The organism is Peijinzhouia sedimentorum (assembly GCF_049340005.1).
Classification (GTDB): Bacteria; Bacteroidota; Bacteroidia; order Cytophagales; family Cyclobacteriaceae; genus CAXBDP01.
Map to the genome: position 1 here is coordinate 20,008 of NZ_JBMPIY010000015.1, position 16,679 is coordinate 36,686.

15 protein-coding genes are annotated in these 16,679 nt (G+C 36.7%); 2 read left to right on the forward strand and 13 right to left on the reverse strand.

Annotation, left to right across the window (positions count from 1 at the left end; all coding sequences use genetic code 11):
• Window positions 1-34: 34 nt before the first annotated feature.
• The 11 genes from ACOXY8_RS15840 to ACOXY8_RS15890 all read right to left on the reverse strand — a co-directional run bounded on the left by ACOXY8_RS15840 (window position 35) and on the right by ACOXY8_RS15890 (window position 9,234).
• Complete coding sequence (locus tag ACOXY8_RS15840; protein ID WP_458332589.1) at window positions 35-463, reverse strand: hypothetical protein; 429 nt, start codon at window positions 461-463, stop codon at window positions 35-37.
• Window positions 464-651: 188 nt separating this feature from the next.
• A complete protein-coding gene (locus ACOXY8_RS15845; RefSeq protein WP_458332590.1) occupies window positions 652-1,908 on the reverse strand; it encodes a tetratricopeptide repeat protein in 1,257 nt (418 codons plus the stop codon).
• 1 nt (window position 1,909) lies between these two features.
• Complete coding sequence (locus ACOXY8_RS15850) at window positions 1,910-3,217, reverse strand: AAA family ATPase (RefSeq protein ID WP_458332591.1); 1,308 nt, start codon at window positions 3,215-3,217, stop codon at window positions 1,910-1,912.
• 547 nt (window positions 3,218-3,764) lie between these two features.
• On the reverse strand, window positions 3,765-4,481 hold the full coding sequence (locus ACOXY8_RS15855) for a DUF1028 domain-containing protein (RefSeq protein ID WP_458332592.1): 717 nt from the start codon (window positions 4,479-4,481) through the stop codon (window positions 3,765-3,767).
• 177 nt (window positions 4,482-4,658) lie between these two features.
• Window positions 4,659-5,195 (reverse strand): YfiT family bacillithiol transferase, encoded by a 537-nt coding sequence (locus tag ACOXY8_RS15860; protein ID WP_458332593.1) that lies wholly within the window; start codon window positions 5,193-5,195, stop codon window positions 4,659-4,661.
• Between the two features lie 171 nt (window positions 5,196-5,366).
• Window positions 5,367-5,864, reverse strand: coding sequence for a ClbS/DfsB family four-helix bundle protein (locus ACOXY8_RS15865; protein ID WP_458332594.1), 498 nt, complete (start codon window positions 5,862-5,864; stop codon window positions 5,367-5,369).
• Window positions 5,830-6,315, reverse strand: coding sequence for a hypothetical protein (locus tag ACOXY8_RS15870; RefSeq protein WP_458332595.1), 486 nt, complete (start codon window positions 6,313-6,315; stop codon window positions 5,830-5,832). Before ACOXY8_RS15870 ends, ACOXY8_RS15865 begins: the two co-directional genes overlap by 35 nt.
• Window positions 6,316-6,556: 241 nt before the next feature.
• Entirely contained in the window at window positions 6,557-7,093 is a 537-nt protein-coding gene (locus ACOXY8_RS15875; RefSeq protein WP_458332596.1) for a DUF2975 domain-containing protein, read from the reverse strand.
• A gap of 305 nt (window positions 7,094-7,398) precedes the next feature.
• Window positions 7,399-7,923 (reverse strand): GNAT family N-acetyltransferase, encoded by a 525-nt coding sequence (locus tag ACOXY8_RS15880; protein ID WP_458332597.1) that lies wholly within the window; start codon window positions 7,921-7,923, stop codon window positions 7,399-7,401.
• 152 nt (window positions 7,924-8,075) lie between these two features.
• Window positions 8,076-8,459 carry a DUF3037 domain-containing protein gene (locus ACOXY8_RS15885; protein WP_458332598.1) on the reverse strand — a complete coding sequence of 128 codons (384 nt, stop codon included), beginning with the start codon at window positions 8,457-8,459 and terminating at the stop codon, window positions 8,076-8,078.
• On the reverse strand, window positions 8,437-9,234 hold the full coding sequence (locus ACOXY8_RS15890) for a HipA family kinase (RefSeq protein ID WP_458332599.1): 798 nt from the start codon (window positions 9,232-9,234) through the stop codon (window positions 8,437-8,439). Before ACOXY8_RS15890 ends, ACOXY8_RS15885 begins: the two co-directional genes overlap by 23 nt.
• Before the next feature lie 248 nt (window positions 9,235-9,482).
• On the opposite strand from ACOXY8_RS15890, the gene ACOXY8_RS15895 reads away from it, so the two are divergent.
• Window positions 9,483-9,683 (forward strand): YwbE family protein, encoded by a 201-nt coding sequence (locus ACOXY8_RS15895; protein ID WP_458332600.1) that lies wholly within the window; start codon window positions 9,483-9,485, stop codon window positions 9,681-9,683.
• A 91-nt stretch (window positions 9,684-9,774) separates the two neighbouring features.
• On the opposite strand, the gene ACOXY8_RS15900 is transcribed toward ACOXY8_RS15895, so the two are convergent.
• Entirely contained in the window at window positions 9,775-10,212 is a 438-nt protein-coding gene (locus ACOXY8_RS15900; RefSeq protein ID WP_458332601.1) for a DUF3788 family protein, read from the reverse strand.
• A 766-nt stretch (window positions 10,213-10,978) separates the two neighbouring features.
• Between ACOXY8_RS15900 and ACOXY8_RS15905 the strand changes: the two genes are divergently transcribed.
• Window positions 10,979-13,279: an ABC transporter permease gene (locus tag ACOXY8_RS15905; RefSeq protein WP_458332602.1), complete on the forward strand. Its 2,301-nt coding sequence runs from the start codon at window positions 10,979-10,981 to the stop codon at window positions 13,277-13,279.
• A 120-nt stretch (window positions 13,280-13,399) separates the two neighbouring features.
• Here ACOXY8_RS15905 and ACOXY8_RS15910 read toward each other — a convergent pair whose 3' ends face one another.
• The gene (locus ACOXY8_RS15910) at window positions 13,400-16,675 is read right to left on the reverse strand and encodes an ABC transporter permease/M1 family aminopeptidase (RefSeq protein WP_458332603.1); all 3,276 of its coding nucleotides are present in this window, start codon (window positions 16,673-16,675) and stop codon (window positions 13,400-13,402) included.
• Window positions 16,676-16,679 lie beyond the last annotated feature (4 nt).

The window sequence follows — 16,679 nt, forward strand, 5'->3', positions numbered from 1 at the left end:
CCTGAAAGCATAAAGAGAAATATTTCTCACCTTCTTAGCTTTTCCATTTTATTATCCCACCAATAAGAAATAACAGTCCAATAAATATCGCAACTAATGACTGCGTTGTTTCCAAAAATGGACTTGTTCGTTGCATATTCATATCAAAAATGAGTTCGCCAATTCCACGCAACAAATAGATTCCTGCAATTAAAAAAGTAACAGGTTTTACAAATGGCAACTTTCTAATTCTATTATCTGCTGAGAGGCCATATAAACCAAACACAAAAAAGAAAATTGCCACAACGATTGTTATAAAATACGGATACATGGGGTGTATTTTCTGTGCAGCAAGTGCCATTCCATCTGCTATACCCGATACTTCAAACATTTTGTCAGCCCAGAACAGACCAACGACGTGCAAGAATGCAATTAAAATATTTATATATCCACCAAGTCTTAACATAATTCCTTCAATTTGCATCAATTGTAATTAGTCTACTTATTCTATAAGTTTATATAATAATTTCAACTTTAAATATTAAATTTTTAAATAACATTACCGAAGTTCTACTTTTAAAGCATCAAAATAGTCCATCAAATAACTCTCTAATGGATATGGGTAAGTTGTATTATGGTCAATAACCTTGGTGGCAGTTTATCTTACTTTCTTCATTGGTTGTCCTCTTTAATTAACATGTAGTTCGCTACCCATTGAAATCCTACAAACCCAAAAATGAAGACTATTGCCATCATGTTGAACATCTCTCCTGACAAAAAAGTCAGACTAATTGCAATTAAACCTACAGTGGCTAAAATAATTGTATAAGTCAATAGTCCATATTTATTTTTTGAAGGTGAGAACATAGTTCCTAATGGTAACATCATTGCAAATCCAAATACTGCAACAGTTAGCATTTTTTCATCTGATAATACAAAATAGAACAACAACCCGACAATAAATACTCCCAAGCTTACGGCCACAAAATTTGAGCTCATTTTTTGCTTTTTGTCAAGGAGCAACTGTCCGTATTTGTTGAATCTTAGGAACAAATTACTTATTGGTGCAATTACCCATGTCGAGAATGCAATTAGAGCAAATACAATGATTAATGGTATTAGATAAGGTTGAAGGACTTCGTTATTACTAGCTATTTTTCTTAATACTCTAAAGCCAAGATAAAAACCAATAATTACACCCCACTGATATTTCGCGGTTAGATTACTCATCCAAAAAGCGTACTTTAGAAATACACGATAAATAGGATTTGTTGCCTTGAGGGCCTCTAGCAATCCAGCCTGAGCATAGCCAAAATTAGGGTCATTAGTAAGCGCTTCCTTAAAATGTTTCAATGCATTTTTATGGTCGCCTTTCTCAAGTAAACCCCAACCATAATTAGTATGAGTGTAAGCATTATTTGGATCTTCTCGTAATGCACCTTCAATAGTTTCAAATGATTCTTCGCTTCTATTGAGCTTGATTAATGCAGCACTTCTCGTATTAAGTGATAATAGGTTTTCTGCATCAATGGTTAAGGCTCGATTTGCAATTTCAAGTGCTTCACTAAACTGCTTACGCGCCAACTTAATATTTGCCAAAAGAGCAAAATAGTCAGCATCATATGGATCCAATTCAATTGCCCGATTTATCTGATTTTCAGCTTCTTTTAAATTGTCTTGTTGAATAGCAATTCGAGATTTTATATAGTATAAATACGGAACATCGGGTGACTTCCCGATTGCATTGTTTATTACACTATTTGCGCTATCTATTTTATCTTGTTGCAAACTTACTTCCGCAAGTAATGATAAGAAATAAACATTATTTGAATCCTTTGCAAGCAAATCATTAAGGATGCTTTCTGCTTCTTTAAATTTTTTCTGTTGTATAAGAATTTCAACTCTTGATAGTCTATTGTCTTCTGTCATATTATTTCCTAATCTTTAAGTAACTTAAAATATCATCATATAATCCTGAGTCATTTGCGAACATTGCGAAATTTTTTGCAGTTAAAAACCACTCTTGAGTGCTTGGTTTATGCTTCCTTAAGGCATTAAGTAAGTCGTTAGTTTCTAGAGGCTTTGGAATTCCTTGCTCAAATGAGGCTTCAAGTTTTTGCTCTATCGCAATATCAATTATTGCATCAATATCAGCACCCGAATAATTTTCTGCTTTCTTGGCAATAACTTGTAAATCAATTGCCCCAGTCGGTTTGTTTTTTAGTTTTAATCGTAAAATGGACTCTCTAGTTGGTATATCAGGTGGTGGAACAAATATAATTCTGTCGAACCTGCCTGGCCGTCTAAAAGCAGGGTCTAAGTTCCAAGGTGTATTTGTTGCACCAATAATTAAGACTCCTTCGTTACTATTATTAATACCATCCAATTCTTGAAGAAATTGATTAATTAAGTGTCTACCACTTGATTGTTTCATATCACTACGACTTGCTCCCAAGGCATCGATTTCATCTATAAAAAGAACGCATGGAGAGTTGTTTCTAGCTAACTCAAAAATTTCATGTAATTTTTTTTCGCTGTTACCTATCCACATATCTAAAATATCATTCAAACTAATACTTAAGAATTTTGAATTTACTTGTCCAGCGGTTGCCTTAGCAATGAATGTTTTACCACATCCAGGTGGTCCATAAAGCAAAATTCCCCCACCAATTTTTTTACCATAGGCTTTGTAAAGATCAGAATGAAGGAGCGGCTTAATTATTTTTAATTCTATTTCCCTTTTCACCACTTCCATACCACCAACATCATTGAAATTGATATTAGGTTTTTGTAAAAACCGATCATCAAGCTCATGTTCTGTTTCCTCAATATCATCAAAACCCCTTTGCCGCAATTTGCTGTCGAGCTCTTCGTCAAAGTAATTTTTATCAATAGCTAATACTTTTTTATATGCTTCAATTGCTTTAGCTATTGAATTTTCTTTTAGTAATCCTTTGGCATAAAGCTTATATACACCAATATCACTTGTCCCAATATCAATTACCTCCTCTAGAATAACATTACATGCTGAATAGCTGCCCTTTTTGAAAAATATTTTAGCAAGTCCAACTTTTGCTTTGTAATCGTTGGTGTATTTAAGAAGAGATGAATACTCAATTTCTGCTTCTTCGAGTCTGTTCAATGTCAATAAATTGTCTGCTAATAAAAGTCGCAATGGGGTGTTCTCTGGAGAATGCTTTAATGCCTCTCGTAAACTGTCAATTGTGTTATCATTCATATCTTCCTGTATGCTTTGTTAGCTAAAATTACTTCAAACTATTTGCTTTTGTCTAGAAATAGATAAAAACTATTATAATATTCCAAAATTTTTTGAAAGCATATTATTAATTCTTTTTCATTGTTTGTTTATAAACATAAGCTATTCGAGCTATTTATCCAATGAGTCTATTTGGCTTTTTTGATCCAATCAATGGAGGCAATGTGAGTGCACTCATTCAAAATCTCAAACTTTATAACAAAAAAATAGACAAGCGGATTAATCGCAAGGATTTCGGACTATAAACTACAAAATTAATTACACTCATTTTTCAAAAAGGCGTCTAATGGAATAGCTGTTCTTCTGAATTGTAAAATACAACTCCTTCCATAAGTGTACGCCAAATAAAAACTCAGCTCTTATTTGAAGCTTTCTCGAAAATTGATCCTATGAAAACGGATTACTAATCCTAAATTAAATCAGGCTCACTTTGCAAATTATATCAGTTGGAAGAACCAAGTCTTGTAGTTTTTGAGAAGCATTTGAAAAAGCCAGCGGATGGTATTCTTTATTTGGATAATTGCTTTTCTTTCCACTTATCATACTTTTTCCTTAACATAGAAACAGCATTCTGCCCTCCCTTTCTTTGTCCAAATATTACTAGGTTCAAGTAGGGCTTTTTTTGTTTATCGTTTGACTTGGATACAGTTATAAAGGCAGACGTTGCTTTTTGGTCTCCACATCTCTTATCTCCTCCCGCAAGTGCGCCAGCCTCTAATGCAATCATCAAAATTGCATCTATACTCAAACCATCTTTCTGAGCCTTTAATGCAGCATCTAAAATTATATTGATTTCATCAGGGTTTGCTAATGTATTTCCCTGTACCGAAATTCCTCTTGCTGTTAATGACCCGTTATATTGATTTGTTAAACTTCCTGTATATACAATAGGATTATCTATCTGCTGGCTTGTTAGTACGGCGTATTGCTGTCTTTCTGGGTCAAATGAAGGGTTTCTAATTGCCTCCATTATTTGCTCTGGTGAATAGTTTGAGGCAATCATTTGTAAGCCTTTGATACGTGCATCCTTATTACTCATTGCTTGAACAATAATGGCTCCTTTCCCAGGAACAATCCCTCCTATTCCATAACAATTATAGCTACATGAGGCTCCTGCTATACCTATTTCATTCGTTTTAGTATCTATAATTATAATTGACCAAGTAGCAAATGAATTAGAATAGAAGAAAAGTGTGAAAAGAATAGTGGTTACAATATATTTCATACGCATTCAATTTTTTGAATTACATCTAATGGCTCTCGGCTATGACAAGTGTGGGATAGTATAATTGTCTTCTCGCTCACTCACCACACTATTTACTAGTTAAAATATATTCATTTATAGATATTCTGTTTCAATTTACAAAACAGCAGTTGGTCGTTTGAGCTTTTCTATATACTGTCATTTCCAATTGTTTCTCTTTTTGGTTTCGGTTATGTGAGCCAGATGGTGGTTGCAATGCCACGCATAAACTCCTATATTTTCATTAACCCTAATTGTCATTCCGTGTTCTGGATGAATAAATACTCTTTCGTATTGCTCTTCTGTCAAATTGTTTAACAAAAAAACCCACCGTTCATGTATCCCTTCTAGCATTTTTAGTGAAGGTTCAATGGGCATATTCCGAGAGTCAATAAGTTCTGCCCATCGTTCTTCAAAGTAAGGCTTTATTGTTGGCATGTCTTCGGTCAATGAAAGTTTCAAGCGTGTTAAACTATTCATATGGCTATCAGCACAATGATGAATTACTTGTCTAATTGTCCAGCCATCAGGTCTATATTGTGTATCAAGCTGTTCATCTGTCAAATGACTTACTTCACTTATTAGTTTTGTGGGAAAGGAAGAAATATCAGAAATCCATTTTGATAAAATGTCTTTTGTAATAGTCGTTGGTTTCTCAAACTTTCCGATCGGGAATTTTAGCTCTTCTATTGCCATAGAGTTAATTTATTCTTTTTCAACCTTTATTAGCCTGATTACTAATATTTTGTAGCCACTAAAATAGTGAAATTTAGCAGTACTTTACTGTCAGCCAAGCAAAACCTTTGATAGATGTACTAAGCTTGATTTAGCCACTGATCGCCACTTTTGAGTAGGCACTGTTAGCTTTCACTTCTTCGCTTTTTTTATCAAGTTCAAAGCCCAATTATAGTGACTAGATGTAGCTGAAACAAGGTATGAGCCTAGCGAAGTTGTTCCTGTCCATTTGTATCTTTTCTTTTCAAATAATTCTTCGTCAGAATGATTTTCGATTATTTGCCTTATTTGTTTAAAACTCGATTTGAAATTTTCTTTTGCTTTATCAAGACTTGTTTGTTTGTATTTTTCCCAAATCCATTTGTTGAGATCAGGAGTAGTTTTCCAAGTGTATCCTTTGGCGGGCATTTCGGGCTTTGCACCCGCCATACCTGTTTCATACCAATGCAACGTCAATAAATGCCAATGATGGAGATGCATCAATACATCTTTAATATTCCGATTCATTGTCCCATGCGGAAATTCTTTGTACTGTTCCTCCACATCCATATTTTCGATGAAGTCAATCAGTTTGTTAAAGCTTTGCTCACTTAGGTTAAGTAATTCCGATTTGGTTTTTGGTCTTGCCATATTGCTTATTTAAATCATTAAGATGTTTTCGAATATGATTTGTCACTATTTGCAAATGTTCACTCCGAGAATAGTCACGAGACCCTTTTTTGTAAGGTATTAATTCAATTCCTTCATCATATATGTATTGTTCAACAGTATTCTGTGCCTGTTGTAATCGTATGATTAGTTCAGGTATTGGAACAGCTTTCGTTGACTCAACACTCAATTTGTTGACTTCTGATAGTTTTCCTTTTAGTGGATTGGGTGTTCTTTCGTTTGCTAAATCAGCTAAATTTCTCGCAAAACTCTCATGCCAAAATGTAATATGCCCAAGAATATCTTTTGCATCCCATAGTGCATAAATCATAATGTTATAATCGTATCCTTGCTCAAAAAAGTCAGTGAACTCTTTCAGTTCTTTCTTTAACTGTTCAAGGTAAGTTTCCAATAGCTGCGGTCCCTCTTTCATTGAGTTATAAATGAGAGATAACGGTTTGATTATTAGTTGCTAAATGTTCTTATATTCTAAATATCGTATTCCAAATACCTCCAAGTTGATAATCTATAACTTTAGCAATACTTTCTAAAGTATATAGCTTTCTATTTTAAATTGTGAAGGTCACAAAGTGTTCGTTCAACATAATCTGATAGCTACAAATAGATTTTTTACTTTACCATCATTACATCTAAGTTTACAACGCTTGGCACAGCTAGACTGTTAAATCGTTTTCTATTTGGATTTCAACTCCCTTTTTAAAAATTGTTGCAATAATATAGATTACTGCTGACATCAAAATAAATGCTTGACTGTCTGCCCAAAATTCGTTTAGGTTGTCAGTAACATAACCATAATGCTGCAAATTCTTGGCTATTTGGTGAGCGATGAAACTGAATATACCAATGGTAAAGGTATAGTAACTTATTTTGGCTATTTGTTCCGAAACAAAGGTGTTGAATGGTTTTAGTAAATCTAATTTGCTTAATAGCCGAATGACTATATAAAATAGATATGCTTTCAGAAACGCTATGAATAAGATAAAACTATAAATACCGAAAAACGCCCATTGGTTACTATCATACATTTGGCTTAAGTCCAACTTTTGATAGAGGTTTTGAACAAATTCTGGCTTATACAGACTGAAAAAGAAATTTACTATCAATCCTCCCGCTTCTATACTCAAGCCTACAAAGATGACCCAGGCCACAATATGTAAGCCTTTAAATACGATGTTATTTGTTTTTGACATAATTCTTAAAATTAAAATTATGACGCAAACATAATAAATAATTATTGATAAACAATAAATATATACCCTTATTCAAAATATTAATTTTAGCAATGCGGTCAAAATAATTGGTAGTTTTTACCAAAAAATTTTAAAATGCTTTTCTTTCCAATCAGTTATTGATGGTATGAGTTGAAATAAGTTTTGTTTTTAATTGTTTGCGGCTATCTAAACGCATGGATTTCTAAGCGCTGCATTCGCAATTAAGCTCAATCCTTAATGTAGATACTGAACCGCCACTTTTGAATAGGCGCGTTATTCGTTAGTTATATATACAAGCACCAGTTTTTTCGTCTAATTGCGTAGATTAATTCATCTAATAAAACTCCATCTTTAATTAAGACTTTTTCAAACCTACCTTCCAAGATGAAGTTATTTTTTTCCAAAACTTTTTGTGAAGGGATGTTTGTTTCGAAGGGCCTGGCAAACACACGATCAATGTCAAATGTATTAAAAGCAAAGTTTACGGCTTGCTTGATTGCCCTAGTAACGATACCCTGCCCCCAAAAGGGCTCTCCTAACCAATAACCAAGTTCAGCATTTTTTCTATGGATATCATCTTGCGGATGAATGCCAATCCCACCCACAGCCTGACCCTCAATGTCAATTGCGAAGATGGATACCGGGTCACCTTGTGTCGCATATTCAATAAATGCCTTTCCATTGTCTTCTGAATATGGAAATGGAAATTTATCAGTCAAATTCTTGGCAATATTCCAGTTGTTGGCATATTTAACTAAACTGTTTATGTCTTCAGCTTTCCAAGATCTAAGTATAAATTCCTGTTCCATCTATTTTTGATTGTCTATGCCGCTTTCACAATTCTTACTTATGAAAATAAAAACCTCAAATTCGATTTATTTCAAAGCTCTTATCTTATTTGTCTTTGAAAATTAATTACCTATCAAAAAGATTGCAAGTCATTGGATAAATTAGGAACGATTCACAAAACCTGTTCTGCAAAAAGCCTTTCCAATGTTTTAGCTGCATTCTCCGTATATCCTGGATGCACACTAGAATGCTGAATTACTGTGCTCCGTGTTGCCGTGAGCCAACGAAAGCGGGAGGCTTTGTCCAACCCTGCAATTGCACCACCCGCCTTTGCACCCAGGCATATTTGCTCCATCGCCTGTAAATTAGCACTTACTAGTTCCAAATCAAGCTCAGGAAATATAGCCAGCAAGCGCTGATGATCCAGTTTATATTTGATTTGCAAAAATTGCTCAACCTTGCAATATACAATCACTCCTACATTCAGGAATTCTTCACGTTCTACCCTCGGCACCACGCGAATCACTGCATAATCAAATAAGTTCTTTCCGTGCATTTTGTGCTTCTTTTATGAAAATATCTGAATGTTGCATTCTCGTGAGCAAAAAGGTAGCATATGCATTCCGCTGCTCCTCTTTGCTTTCAAAAAGGCTTTCCTCCTTCAGCCAATCTTCAGGAATTAAAGCCACGATGCCTTCCACCAAATCTTTTGTTAACTGCTCCTTACAGATCTTGTCTGCTTCCTCAAGTTGTGTGGCCTGCTCCAACAAAACGTGGTTTTTCACCAAAGCAAATGGCGTCTTTATATGGGCTTCCCAATTACTCCAATTATGGTGGAAATAAAGGGAGGCTCCCGGATCAATCAACCAAAGTTCCTTATTCCAGATAAGCATATTGGTGTTGCGGTGGGTGCGGTCGATATTGATCAAAAGGCAATCCAGCCACAAAATTTTAGAGGCCACTAAAGGATCAAGCGTGGTAACAGTTGGGTCAAAAGTAATGGCTCCTGATAAATAGTGAACTCCCAAATTCAGGCCCACACTAAATTTCAAGAGATCCTGAATTTCTTCATCGCCTTCGCTTCGGCCAAAACCTTCTGCTAGGTTCATAAAAACCAGTTCCGGCACATGGAGTCCAATAGCGCGTGCCAACTCCTCTCCTATCAGGTCAGCAATGAGTGCATTAGTACCTTGTCCGGCTCCGCGGAATTTTATAACATACAAAAAACCGTCATCTGCCTCCACAATGGCAGGCATGGAACCACCCTCGCGCAATGGTGTGACATAGCGGGTTACGTTAACAGTTCTGAGTTCTATTTTCTGTGTACTCATTTTTTTGCTCTTATGATCGATCTCAAGCAGGATGGAAATTTAGGTAATTTTTGTTCCAATGCCATTTTCAATTGCTTACCATAAATAATCAAAATAGATTGCCATTTGTGATGCGCCAATTTTTTATCTTCACCTTTCTTTTCTAGGAATGGATAATACTTTTAGAAACTTGATGGTGTTAACAATGATCTATTTTAAGCTGAAAAGCTTAAACATAGAATTTCATGTTCAAACAAAATTTTTAGTGTATGGCTGATGGAAGGAATAGAAACGATGTAAAAATAGGGCGGGAGGTAGAAATTGTCCAAAAGCAAGATCAGAGAACGGGAGATTTAACCAATGGATTTGTGAAGAAAATCCTCACTAAATCTACCTTCCACCCTCATGGCATCAAGGTAATGTTGGAAACTGGTGAAGTTGGAAGAGTAAAAGAGATTTTAGAAGAATAGCTTTGGGCACAAATCATCCAATCTCAGGATATGGGTTCAGGAAGCTAAAGAACTCATCTGCAATACCAGTTTAAGTTCATCTAATTGAATTTTATGCAAGGTTCTTTTTATGATTGAGGATAATATTAAAGTCACTCAACCTTTCTTTATCATTTATTTCAAGAATCAATGGAATGAGTTTCCCAATCGGTTTTGCACCAGCAAATGAAGACTTAATCGCATCATTGAAATCTAAATCCATAAGACCCTGACGAGTTTTTTCGGTAAAATAGAATCCCGCTTTGATATACTCTTTCCAAACAGATAACCAAACAATTGTTTTTTTCTTATATGTAACTTTACCTAACCAAGCCTTTCCATCTTTGTAGTATCTCCAATTAAGCGTAAGTCCTGCTGCCGCAATATTCTGGTTAACTTTATCCAAAATATCATAAATTGGCTTATCAAGAATACCCTTGAAGAGTTTATCGGTAGGCTCTTCTTCTTGATTTCTGAGAAGTTGCTGGGGATGTTTTTCTTCCCTTTTCATAGTTTCAGTTTTTTCTTAAAGAGATAGATATTCGGTTTGAATGAGGTTCTGACTAACGAAAATAAAAACCTCCAATCTGACTGATTTTGATGGCTAAGTCATCATTTTCAGTCCGAATATAATGATTTTTATATCAGCTCGACCAATCTGATTTTCCTCTTTTGAGTCTGGAATAGCTAACCTTATATGGAGATACATGGAATTCCGTCCTCTTACAAATTCAAAATCGTAACAGCCAGCAGCTATTACCTTACCCCTCTATGAAAACTAACTTATAGAAAAATGGATTGTAAACCTTCAGATAAATTAGAAATTCTCCAGTTAGACTATGCAATTAACCCCTCTCACTTTTTTTGCTTATAACTGTTATATTTTGATGCTTTTCATACCTCTATGCAGCAGAAAATCATTCACTTCTAACTGCTCCATTTTTCTTTTATACGACCTCATTCATAAGCTTTTGACATAATTCGTTAATTGATCGAAATTCCCTTGGCAATTGCCGAAACTGGGAAAACCTCATTTGCAATAATCACACAATGTTCGCTACCGAACGACAAAGTCCGCTAGCGAACGTGTGTATGAGAAAATTGTATTAATACGCACTGATTTTCAGTATTTTGCGCTTGGCATGGTATTCGAAAACATAAATTTTCTATTTATGTCATTTTGAGCAATGGTATATATAGAAAATAACCTTTTTGATATGATAAAAAACTACTTGAAGACTTCCTTTCGCAACCTCTTTCGCCATAAAGGGTATACCATGATCAATGTACTGGGTCTTGGAGTAGGGCTTGCCACTTGTATGTTGATCTTGCTTTGGGCAATTGACGAGTGGAAATATGACGGGTTCCACGATAAGTCTGACCGCATTTATAGTGTCTTGATCAACAATACCTATCCTGACGGAGAAATCAAGACCCATGGGGCTACTCCTTCTATATTGGCCGAAGCTATAGAACAGGAAATCCCTGAGGTGGAAATGATTGCACGGACAAGCATGAATGAAAAGCTGCTCCTCAAACATGAGAAAAATTCATTCCTTGAAAATGGAATATATGCTGAACCAGCTCTTTTTCAAATCTTTAGTTTTCCCATGCTCAAAGGGAGGATGGAAACCCTGAACGGAAATCAGAATACCATCGCCATCTCCGAAAAACTGGCTGAAAAGCTATTTGCAGATAAGGATCCAATTGGAAAGCTGATAGAAGTCAACCAACAGCACCAATTGGTGGTAAACAGTGTCTTTGCCGATATCCCTGCACATTCCACTATTCAGTTTGATTTTGTCCTTCCATTTGAAATTTTTCTTGAAGAAAATCCTTGGTCACGTAACTGGCCAAGTGGGGGTACGCGTACTTACGTAGTCTTGCACCATGGTACAGATGTAGAAACAGCTAACCTGAAGCTTTCCCCATTGGTATCCAAAAACTGTCCTGAGTGTACTAGTAGCCCATTTTTATTTCAATACTCCCGATCAAGATTATACTCCAAGTTCGAAAATGGTCAGGAGGCTGGGGGAAAGATAGAAAAAGTGGTTCTATTCTGTCTGATAGGGCTGATTATTTTAGTCATGGCTTGCATCAATTTCACCAACCTTGCTACTGCCAGAGCTTCTACCAGAGGCAAGGAAGTAGCAGTGAGAAAAGTAATTGGCTCCGGAAGATCTGGCCTGATGCTGCAATTTTTATTGGAATCAACCATTCTTTCATTCATGGCGCTGGGATTGTCCCTTGTGCTGGTCAATTCACTTCTGCCTTACTTTAGTGAAATCACAGGAAAAAACATCACAGGGAGGGATTTGGACAATACATTTCTGCTAGGGGCTGGCCTATTGACCCTGATCTGTGGCTTGCTGGCAGGAGCTTACCCTGCCTTTTTTCTATCCTCTTTCAAACCTATTTCAGTACTGAAAGGGGGCAAAACGCCTATGTTGACAGGATCAAGGTTGAGAAAGTCTTTAGTCGTAATTCAGTTGGCTGCATCAGTCATACTAGTAGTCGGCAGCTTGACGGTCTATAGCCAGTTAGACTACATCACCAAGAAAGACCTTGGATATGAGAAAGAAAACGTCATTATAATCGATCCTGAGCAAGAGGTATTGAGAAACCCAGAGGTTTTCAAACAGGAGTTACTGAATTTTCCGGGGATACAAAGTGCAGGTTTTGTTGGGAGTGATATCCTGACCATCCCTATCGTAACCGATGAGGTATCATGGAGTGGAAAGCCAGAAGGCAGTACTATTTTCTTCAAACTGCTACGCTGTGACCAAGATTTCCTTCCAACTTTGGGTATCCCCTTGGTGGCTGGGAGGAATTTTTCCTTAGAGCAGCCGCAAACCCCACTATATATGCTCAATAAAAAAGCCATTGAAGTGATGGGGATCAACGCTGAAGAGGCCATTGGTATGGAACTGGATGTATGGAATGGTTTAGGGCAGGTTATTGGTGTTACAGAAGATTTCCACAACAATAGTCTTAGAGAAGACATTGAACCTATGGTTTTTATGTATTCTACTAACGTGGGCTTCCATTATTATATCAAAACTAATAAAGGGTATGAGATGGATGAAAGTCTGACTCACATTGAAAAAACGCTAAAAAAGCTCAGTCCGGATCAGCCATTTGAGTATAGTTTTTTAGATGAAGCGTTTGAACGAGAATATCAAATGGAAAAAGTACTGGGCAAATTATCATTGGGCTTTACCGTTGTTGCGTTGCTGATTGTATGTTTAGGGCTATTTGGACTATCTTCCTTTGCTGCGGCCAAGCGGGTCAAAGAGTTGGGTATTAGAAAAGTCTTTGGTGCATCAACTGGCCAATTATGGTTCCTGATTTCAAAGGATTTCACGATCCTGACCTTATTGGGATTGCTTATCGGATTCCCCTTAGCCTGGTATACGGCAAAAACCTATCTTTCCGGTTTTGCCTATCATACTACACTTGGCTTAGCAGTTTATGTATACACAGCAATTGGGCTAATGGGAATAGCCTTACTAACCGTCACCTTTCAGTCCCTTAAAGCAGCACTAATCAATCCGGTAAATTCCTTGCGAGACGAATAAGAAGGCACTCTATGAAAGCTTGTCTTATAGACTACCATCTCTCATATCCTAAACTTACATGATACTTTCACAGTGTTCCACAACCATGGATTGATAAAGTCTTACTTGTTAACTAACATCCTACTTAATGCTATCCACCTGTTCAAACAAATCTGTTAAAACATATTGCAACGAATCCGGGGTAACTTCTCGAAAATACTGCATTAAGTCCAAGGTAGTAGCGTAACGATTTGGTTTTTTGAGATTGTTAAAGGAATGCCAATCATTCAAAAAATCCTGTAATGCATTATTTACATTTTCTTCCCCAATATGTTTTTGTAATTCGTACATAACAAGTGCTCCTTTATTGTAATAGATGTGTTCTTCATTTTCAACCAAGACTAATGGCAGTTCCTCCTTTTTTGACTTTAAGTTAGCTTCTGTGTAATCATCCAATTGAAGTTTTAAGAATTGTTGAACTTTTTCATCACTATATTTTTCTCTAAGTACCATCATCGCAGAATATTGCGCCAGTGTCTCCAAAATCATGTTTTGTCCCTGTACGTTTGCAGCTTCCAGTTGTAGGCCCCACCATTGGTGAGCCACTTCATGCGCAGTAATATAAAATGCCATATCCACATCTTTTTCATCATCAATATCCATAATAAAACCGATAGCCTCCGAAAAAGGAATGATGCCTGGCAGAGATTGGGCAAATGATCGATACCTTGGAAACTCCACGATACGAAGTTGCTTGTATTGGTACGGACTGAAATGAGTGCTGTAATAGTCCAACGACATTTTCATGGATTCCATCATACGAGTGAGGTTATATTCATGTCCTTTATGGTAATAAATCTCTAAATCAACAAGCTCCTTTGAAGTATTGCCTGATGGAATTGAAGTGTCTCTCATTACCTCATAGTGACCTGATACTATGGGATAAAAGTGAATGATTGACTGATTGGTTTTGTAGTGAAAATAATTGCGACCATCCGAATTCCATGTTGCCAATAAATCGCCGGAAGTGAGTGCTGTTTGTGGAGCTTCTGTACTGATTACTATGTCTAAGGTGATACCATCCGAATCACTTCCGCTGCGTGCATTCATCAATTCTCTTACATCATCACGTTGGGCTTTTTGCAATCGTGGAGCCAGTTTAAAATCTTTTCGATCGTCTTCATCCTGCAGTTCATATTTTTTCTGATAACCAAAACTCGGCAGGTCGGCATTGTCGAAGAAGGTTCCATTGTATACCACGTCGGTATCGGAATTATCCGCTTCAAAACCCTTTGGCTGTAAGGTTTGTCTGAAGTTCATTTTTAGGGTATCACCAGAAGCTAAGGGTTGGCTCAATTCGTAAATTATGTAATGATATTTGTTAAATGTGTTGTTAACAGTCGCTCTACGGTCAAAGCTTATATCCATTAATTCTACATTTGACTCAATTAGCTTTTGTACATGAATTTCACGAATGGGTTTTTGCGATGTATTGGTGACAATATAATAGCCTGTTATTTCATAGGCTCTTTGTGATGGGAACAGATCAAGTTGCAGGTTGACATCTATAATTTTTGGCTGTGGAATATATTCAAACTGCTTTAGCGTCTTTTCATAATCAGCTCTAAAATTATTTTGCTCACCTGTTGTCCAGAATTCATTTAACACATTGGTATTATAAAAAATGTACCCACCTATGCCAATGAAGAGACCTGAGCATACTATGCTAAATGTTACTAAAGGTTTTCCAATTTGCTTTATCCCACTCCTCCATCGTTTCCTCAATTCTGTTTCGTTCCCCTTTATCATTAAGATACTAGCGAAGATCAAGAGCAGCAGCCCAAACAACAGCCAATAGATTTTCACCCAGAGATAGGCAGTCAGAAAGTGCCCATAACCATTCATATCCGAGTAGGTGGCCAGGGCATGTCCACCAAAGTTGAGTAAGGCATGTTCCAAACCAAATATACCTATAGCGACATTGATGATCGCGAATGCAATGGTGGCAAGCATCCCCATAAACTTATTTCCGGTAAGTGCCTGAAGAAATATCGCCGCAAATGTGTACAAAGCTAGGAATGGAAATAGCTCTAAAAAGAATCCAAAGAAATAGACATCCAATTCGTAGCGATAGTAGCCGTTCAATGTTTGAAACAGAATGCCGGCGGCAATAAGAGAAAGCATGACAATGGCATAGATGAGTAGTAATCCCAGAAATCTGCTGCTCACATTAACAAAACTAGAGAAGGGCGTGGCGTCATAAATGAGGTCAAGCTTTACGTCCTTTTCCTTCCACATAATTTCACCGGAATAAAAAACCAAAATGATCATGAAGAAGTAAATGGACATCTCGCGCAATTCTTCGATAATGAGATACGTGGTTGGATAACTATCTACTCCATAGGAGGTGCCTAAACTCACCGAGTTGACAAGAATAATAATAAAACAGCACAGAATAATCGCCCAAAAGGATTTGAGCTTGAGTATGGAAACACTATGAAACCAAGCATTGAGTAATAGCTGTGCGAACTGTGCCTTACGATGATAGACAGATGTAACTGAGGGTAGCCGCTTAGTGAACGTATCCGGCAAGGTTTTAACTTTTTGTTTCTGCTTTCTATTGAAAGCCTTTTCATTTACTACCATCAACTTAAACTTGATGTAGCCAATCGTCAGGACGGAAATGCCCAACCCTATCCAGAAGAGTTTGTTAAGCAGCATAATCCCCGACACAGGAATAAGTAGAGCATTTCTATCCATTACCGTCCACTCCTTACTTGCTTTGGTTAATGTGGTCAATGAAAAGGGATCCAGTAAGGCTTGAAAAGTTTCATTGGTAATGCCTTTGGTGATCATAAACAAAACAAAAATGACTACACCCTGCGTGTACACTACCATTAGATTTTTGCTGAGCGCACCAGTAGCAAAAAACACTGAAGCTCCAAAAAACAAGGTAGGCAGAACCACCCAAAGAAAGGGTTGCAGATAATTTATAAATTGAAAGGGCAAAAACTCTTTTGGATCGTTCCAGGGCATAAATTCTCCGAGCATCATTCCCCATAACACACCACTGAAAATACAGAATAAAACGACGAAGGATCCTAAGAAACGACCTAATAAGTAATCCTTCTTGGAGATAGGGTTGACATAAATAAGTGAAGTAATATCGTACTGAAAGTCACGTAGTACAGGAACACCCATAATCATAGATCCAATAATCATGGACAATCCCGTAATAGCACCCATGGCTTTAGCAATCACGAGTGGAGAATTCTTCTTGACCAATCCTAAATCTATTCCCTGAAATACAAATTCAACGCCTACTAATGATAACAAGAATAGAAGGAGAAAGAAGAAATACGTTTCAGGTCTTTTCAATCTATATTTCAATTCGAATATGAAAAATTCGTATAGCATGATG

Excerpts from the sequence above, each read along its gene's own strand:
- ACOXY8_RS15870 (WP_458332595.1), bottom strand. The coding sequence starts at position 6,315 with ATGAAAGAGGGACCGCAGCTATTGGAAACTTACCTTGAACAGTTAAAG.
- ACOXY8_RS15855 (WP_458332592.1), bottom strand. The coding sequence starts at position 4,481 with ATGAAATATATTGTAACCACTATTCTTTTCACACTTTTCTTCTATTCT.
- ACOXY8_RS15850 (WP_458332591.1), bottom strand. The coding sequence starts at position 3,217 with ATGAATGATAACACAATTGACAGTTTACGAGAGGCATTAAAGCATTCT.
- ACOXY8_RS15885 (WP_458332598.1), bottom strand. The coding sequence starts at position 8,459 with ATGCACGGAAAGAACTTATTTGATTATGCAGTGATTCGCGTGGTGCCG.
- ACOXY8_RS15910 (WP_458332603.1), bottom strand. The coding sequence starts at position 16,675 with ATGCTATACGAATTTTTCATATTCGAATTGAAATATAGATTGAAAAGA.
- ACOXY8_RS15900 (WP_458332601.1), bottom strand. The coding sequence starts at position 10,212 with ATGAAAAGGGAAGAAAAACATCCCCAGCAACTTCTCAGAAATCAAGAA.
- ACOXY8_RS15880 (WP_458332597.1), bottom strand. The coding sequence starts at position 7,923 with ATGGAACAGGAATTTATACTTAGATCTTGGAAAGCTGAAGACATAAAC.
- ACOXY8_RS15865 (WP_458332594.1), bottom strand. The coding sequence starts at position 5,864 with ATGGCAAGACCAAAAACCAAATCGGAATTACTTAACCTAAGTGAGCAA.
- ACOXY8_RS15840 (WP_458332589.1), bottom strand. The coding sequence starts at position 463 with ATGCAAATTGAAGGAATTATGTTAAGACTTGGTGGATATATAAATATT.
- ACOXY8_RS15860 (WP_458332593.1), bottom strand. The coding sequence starts at position 5,195 with ATGGCAATAGAAGAGCTAAAATTCCCGATCGGAAAGTTTGAGAAACCA.
- ACOXY8_RS15895 (WP_458332600.1), top strand. The coding sequence starts at position 9,483 with ATGGCTGATGGAAGGAATAGAAACGATGTAAAAATAGGGCGGGAGGTA.
- ACOXY8_RS15890 (WP_458332599.1), bottom strand. The coding sequence starts at position 9,234 with ATGAGTACACAGAAAATAGAACTCAGAACTGTTAACGTAACCCGCTAT.
- ACOXY8_RS15875 (WP_458332596.1), bottom strand. The coding sequence starts at position 7,093 with ATGTCAAAAACAAATAACATCGTATTTAAAGGCTTACATATTGTGGCC.
- ACOXY8_RS15905 (WP_458332602.1), top strand. The coding sequence starts at position 10,979 with ATGATCAATGTACTGGGTCTTGGAGTAGGGCTTGCCACTTGTATGTTG.
- ACOXY8_RS15845 (WP_458332590.1), bottom strand. The coding sequence starts at position 1,908 with ATGACAGAAGACAATAGACTATCAAGAGTTGAAATTCTTATACAACAG.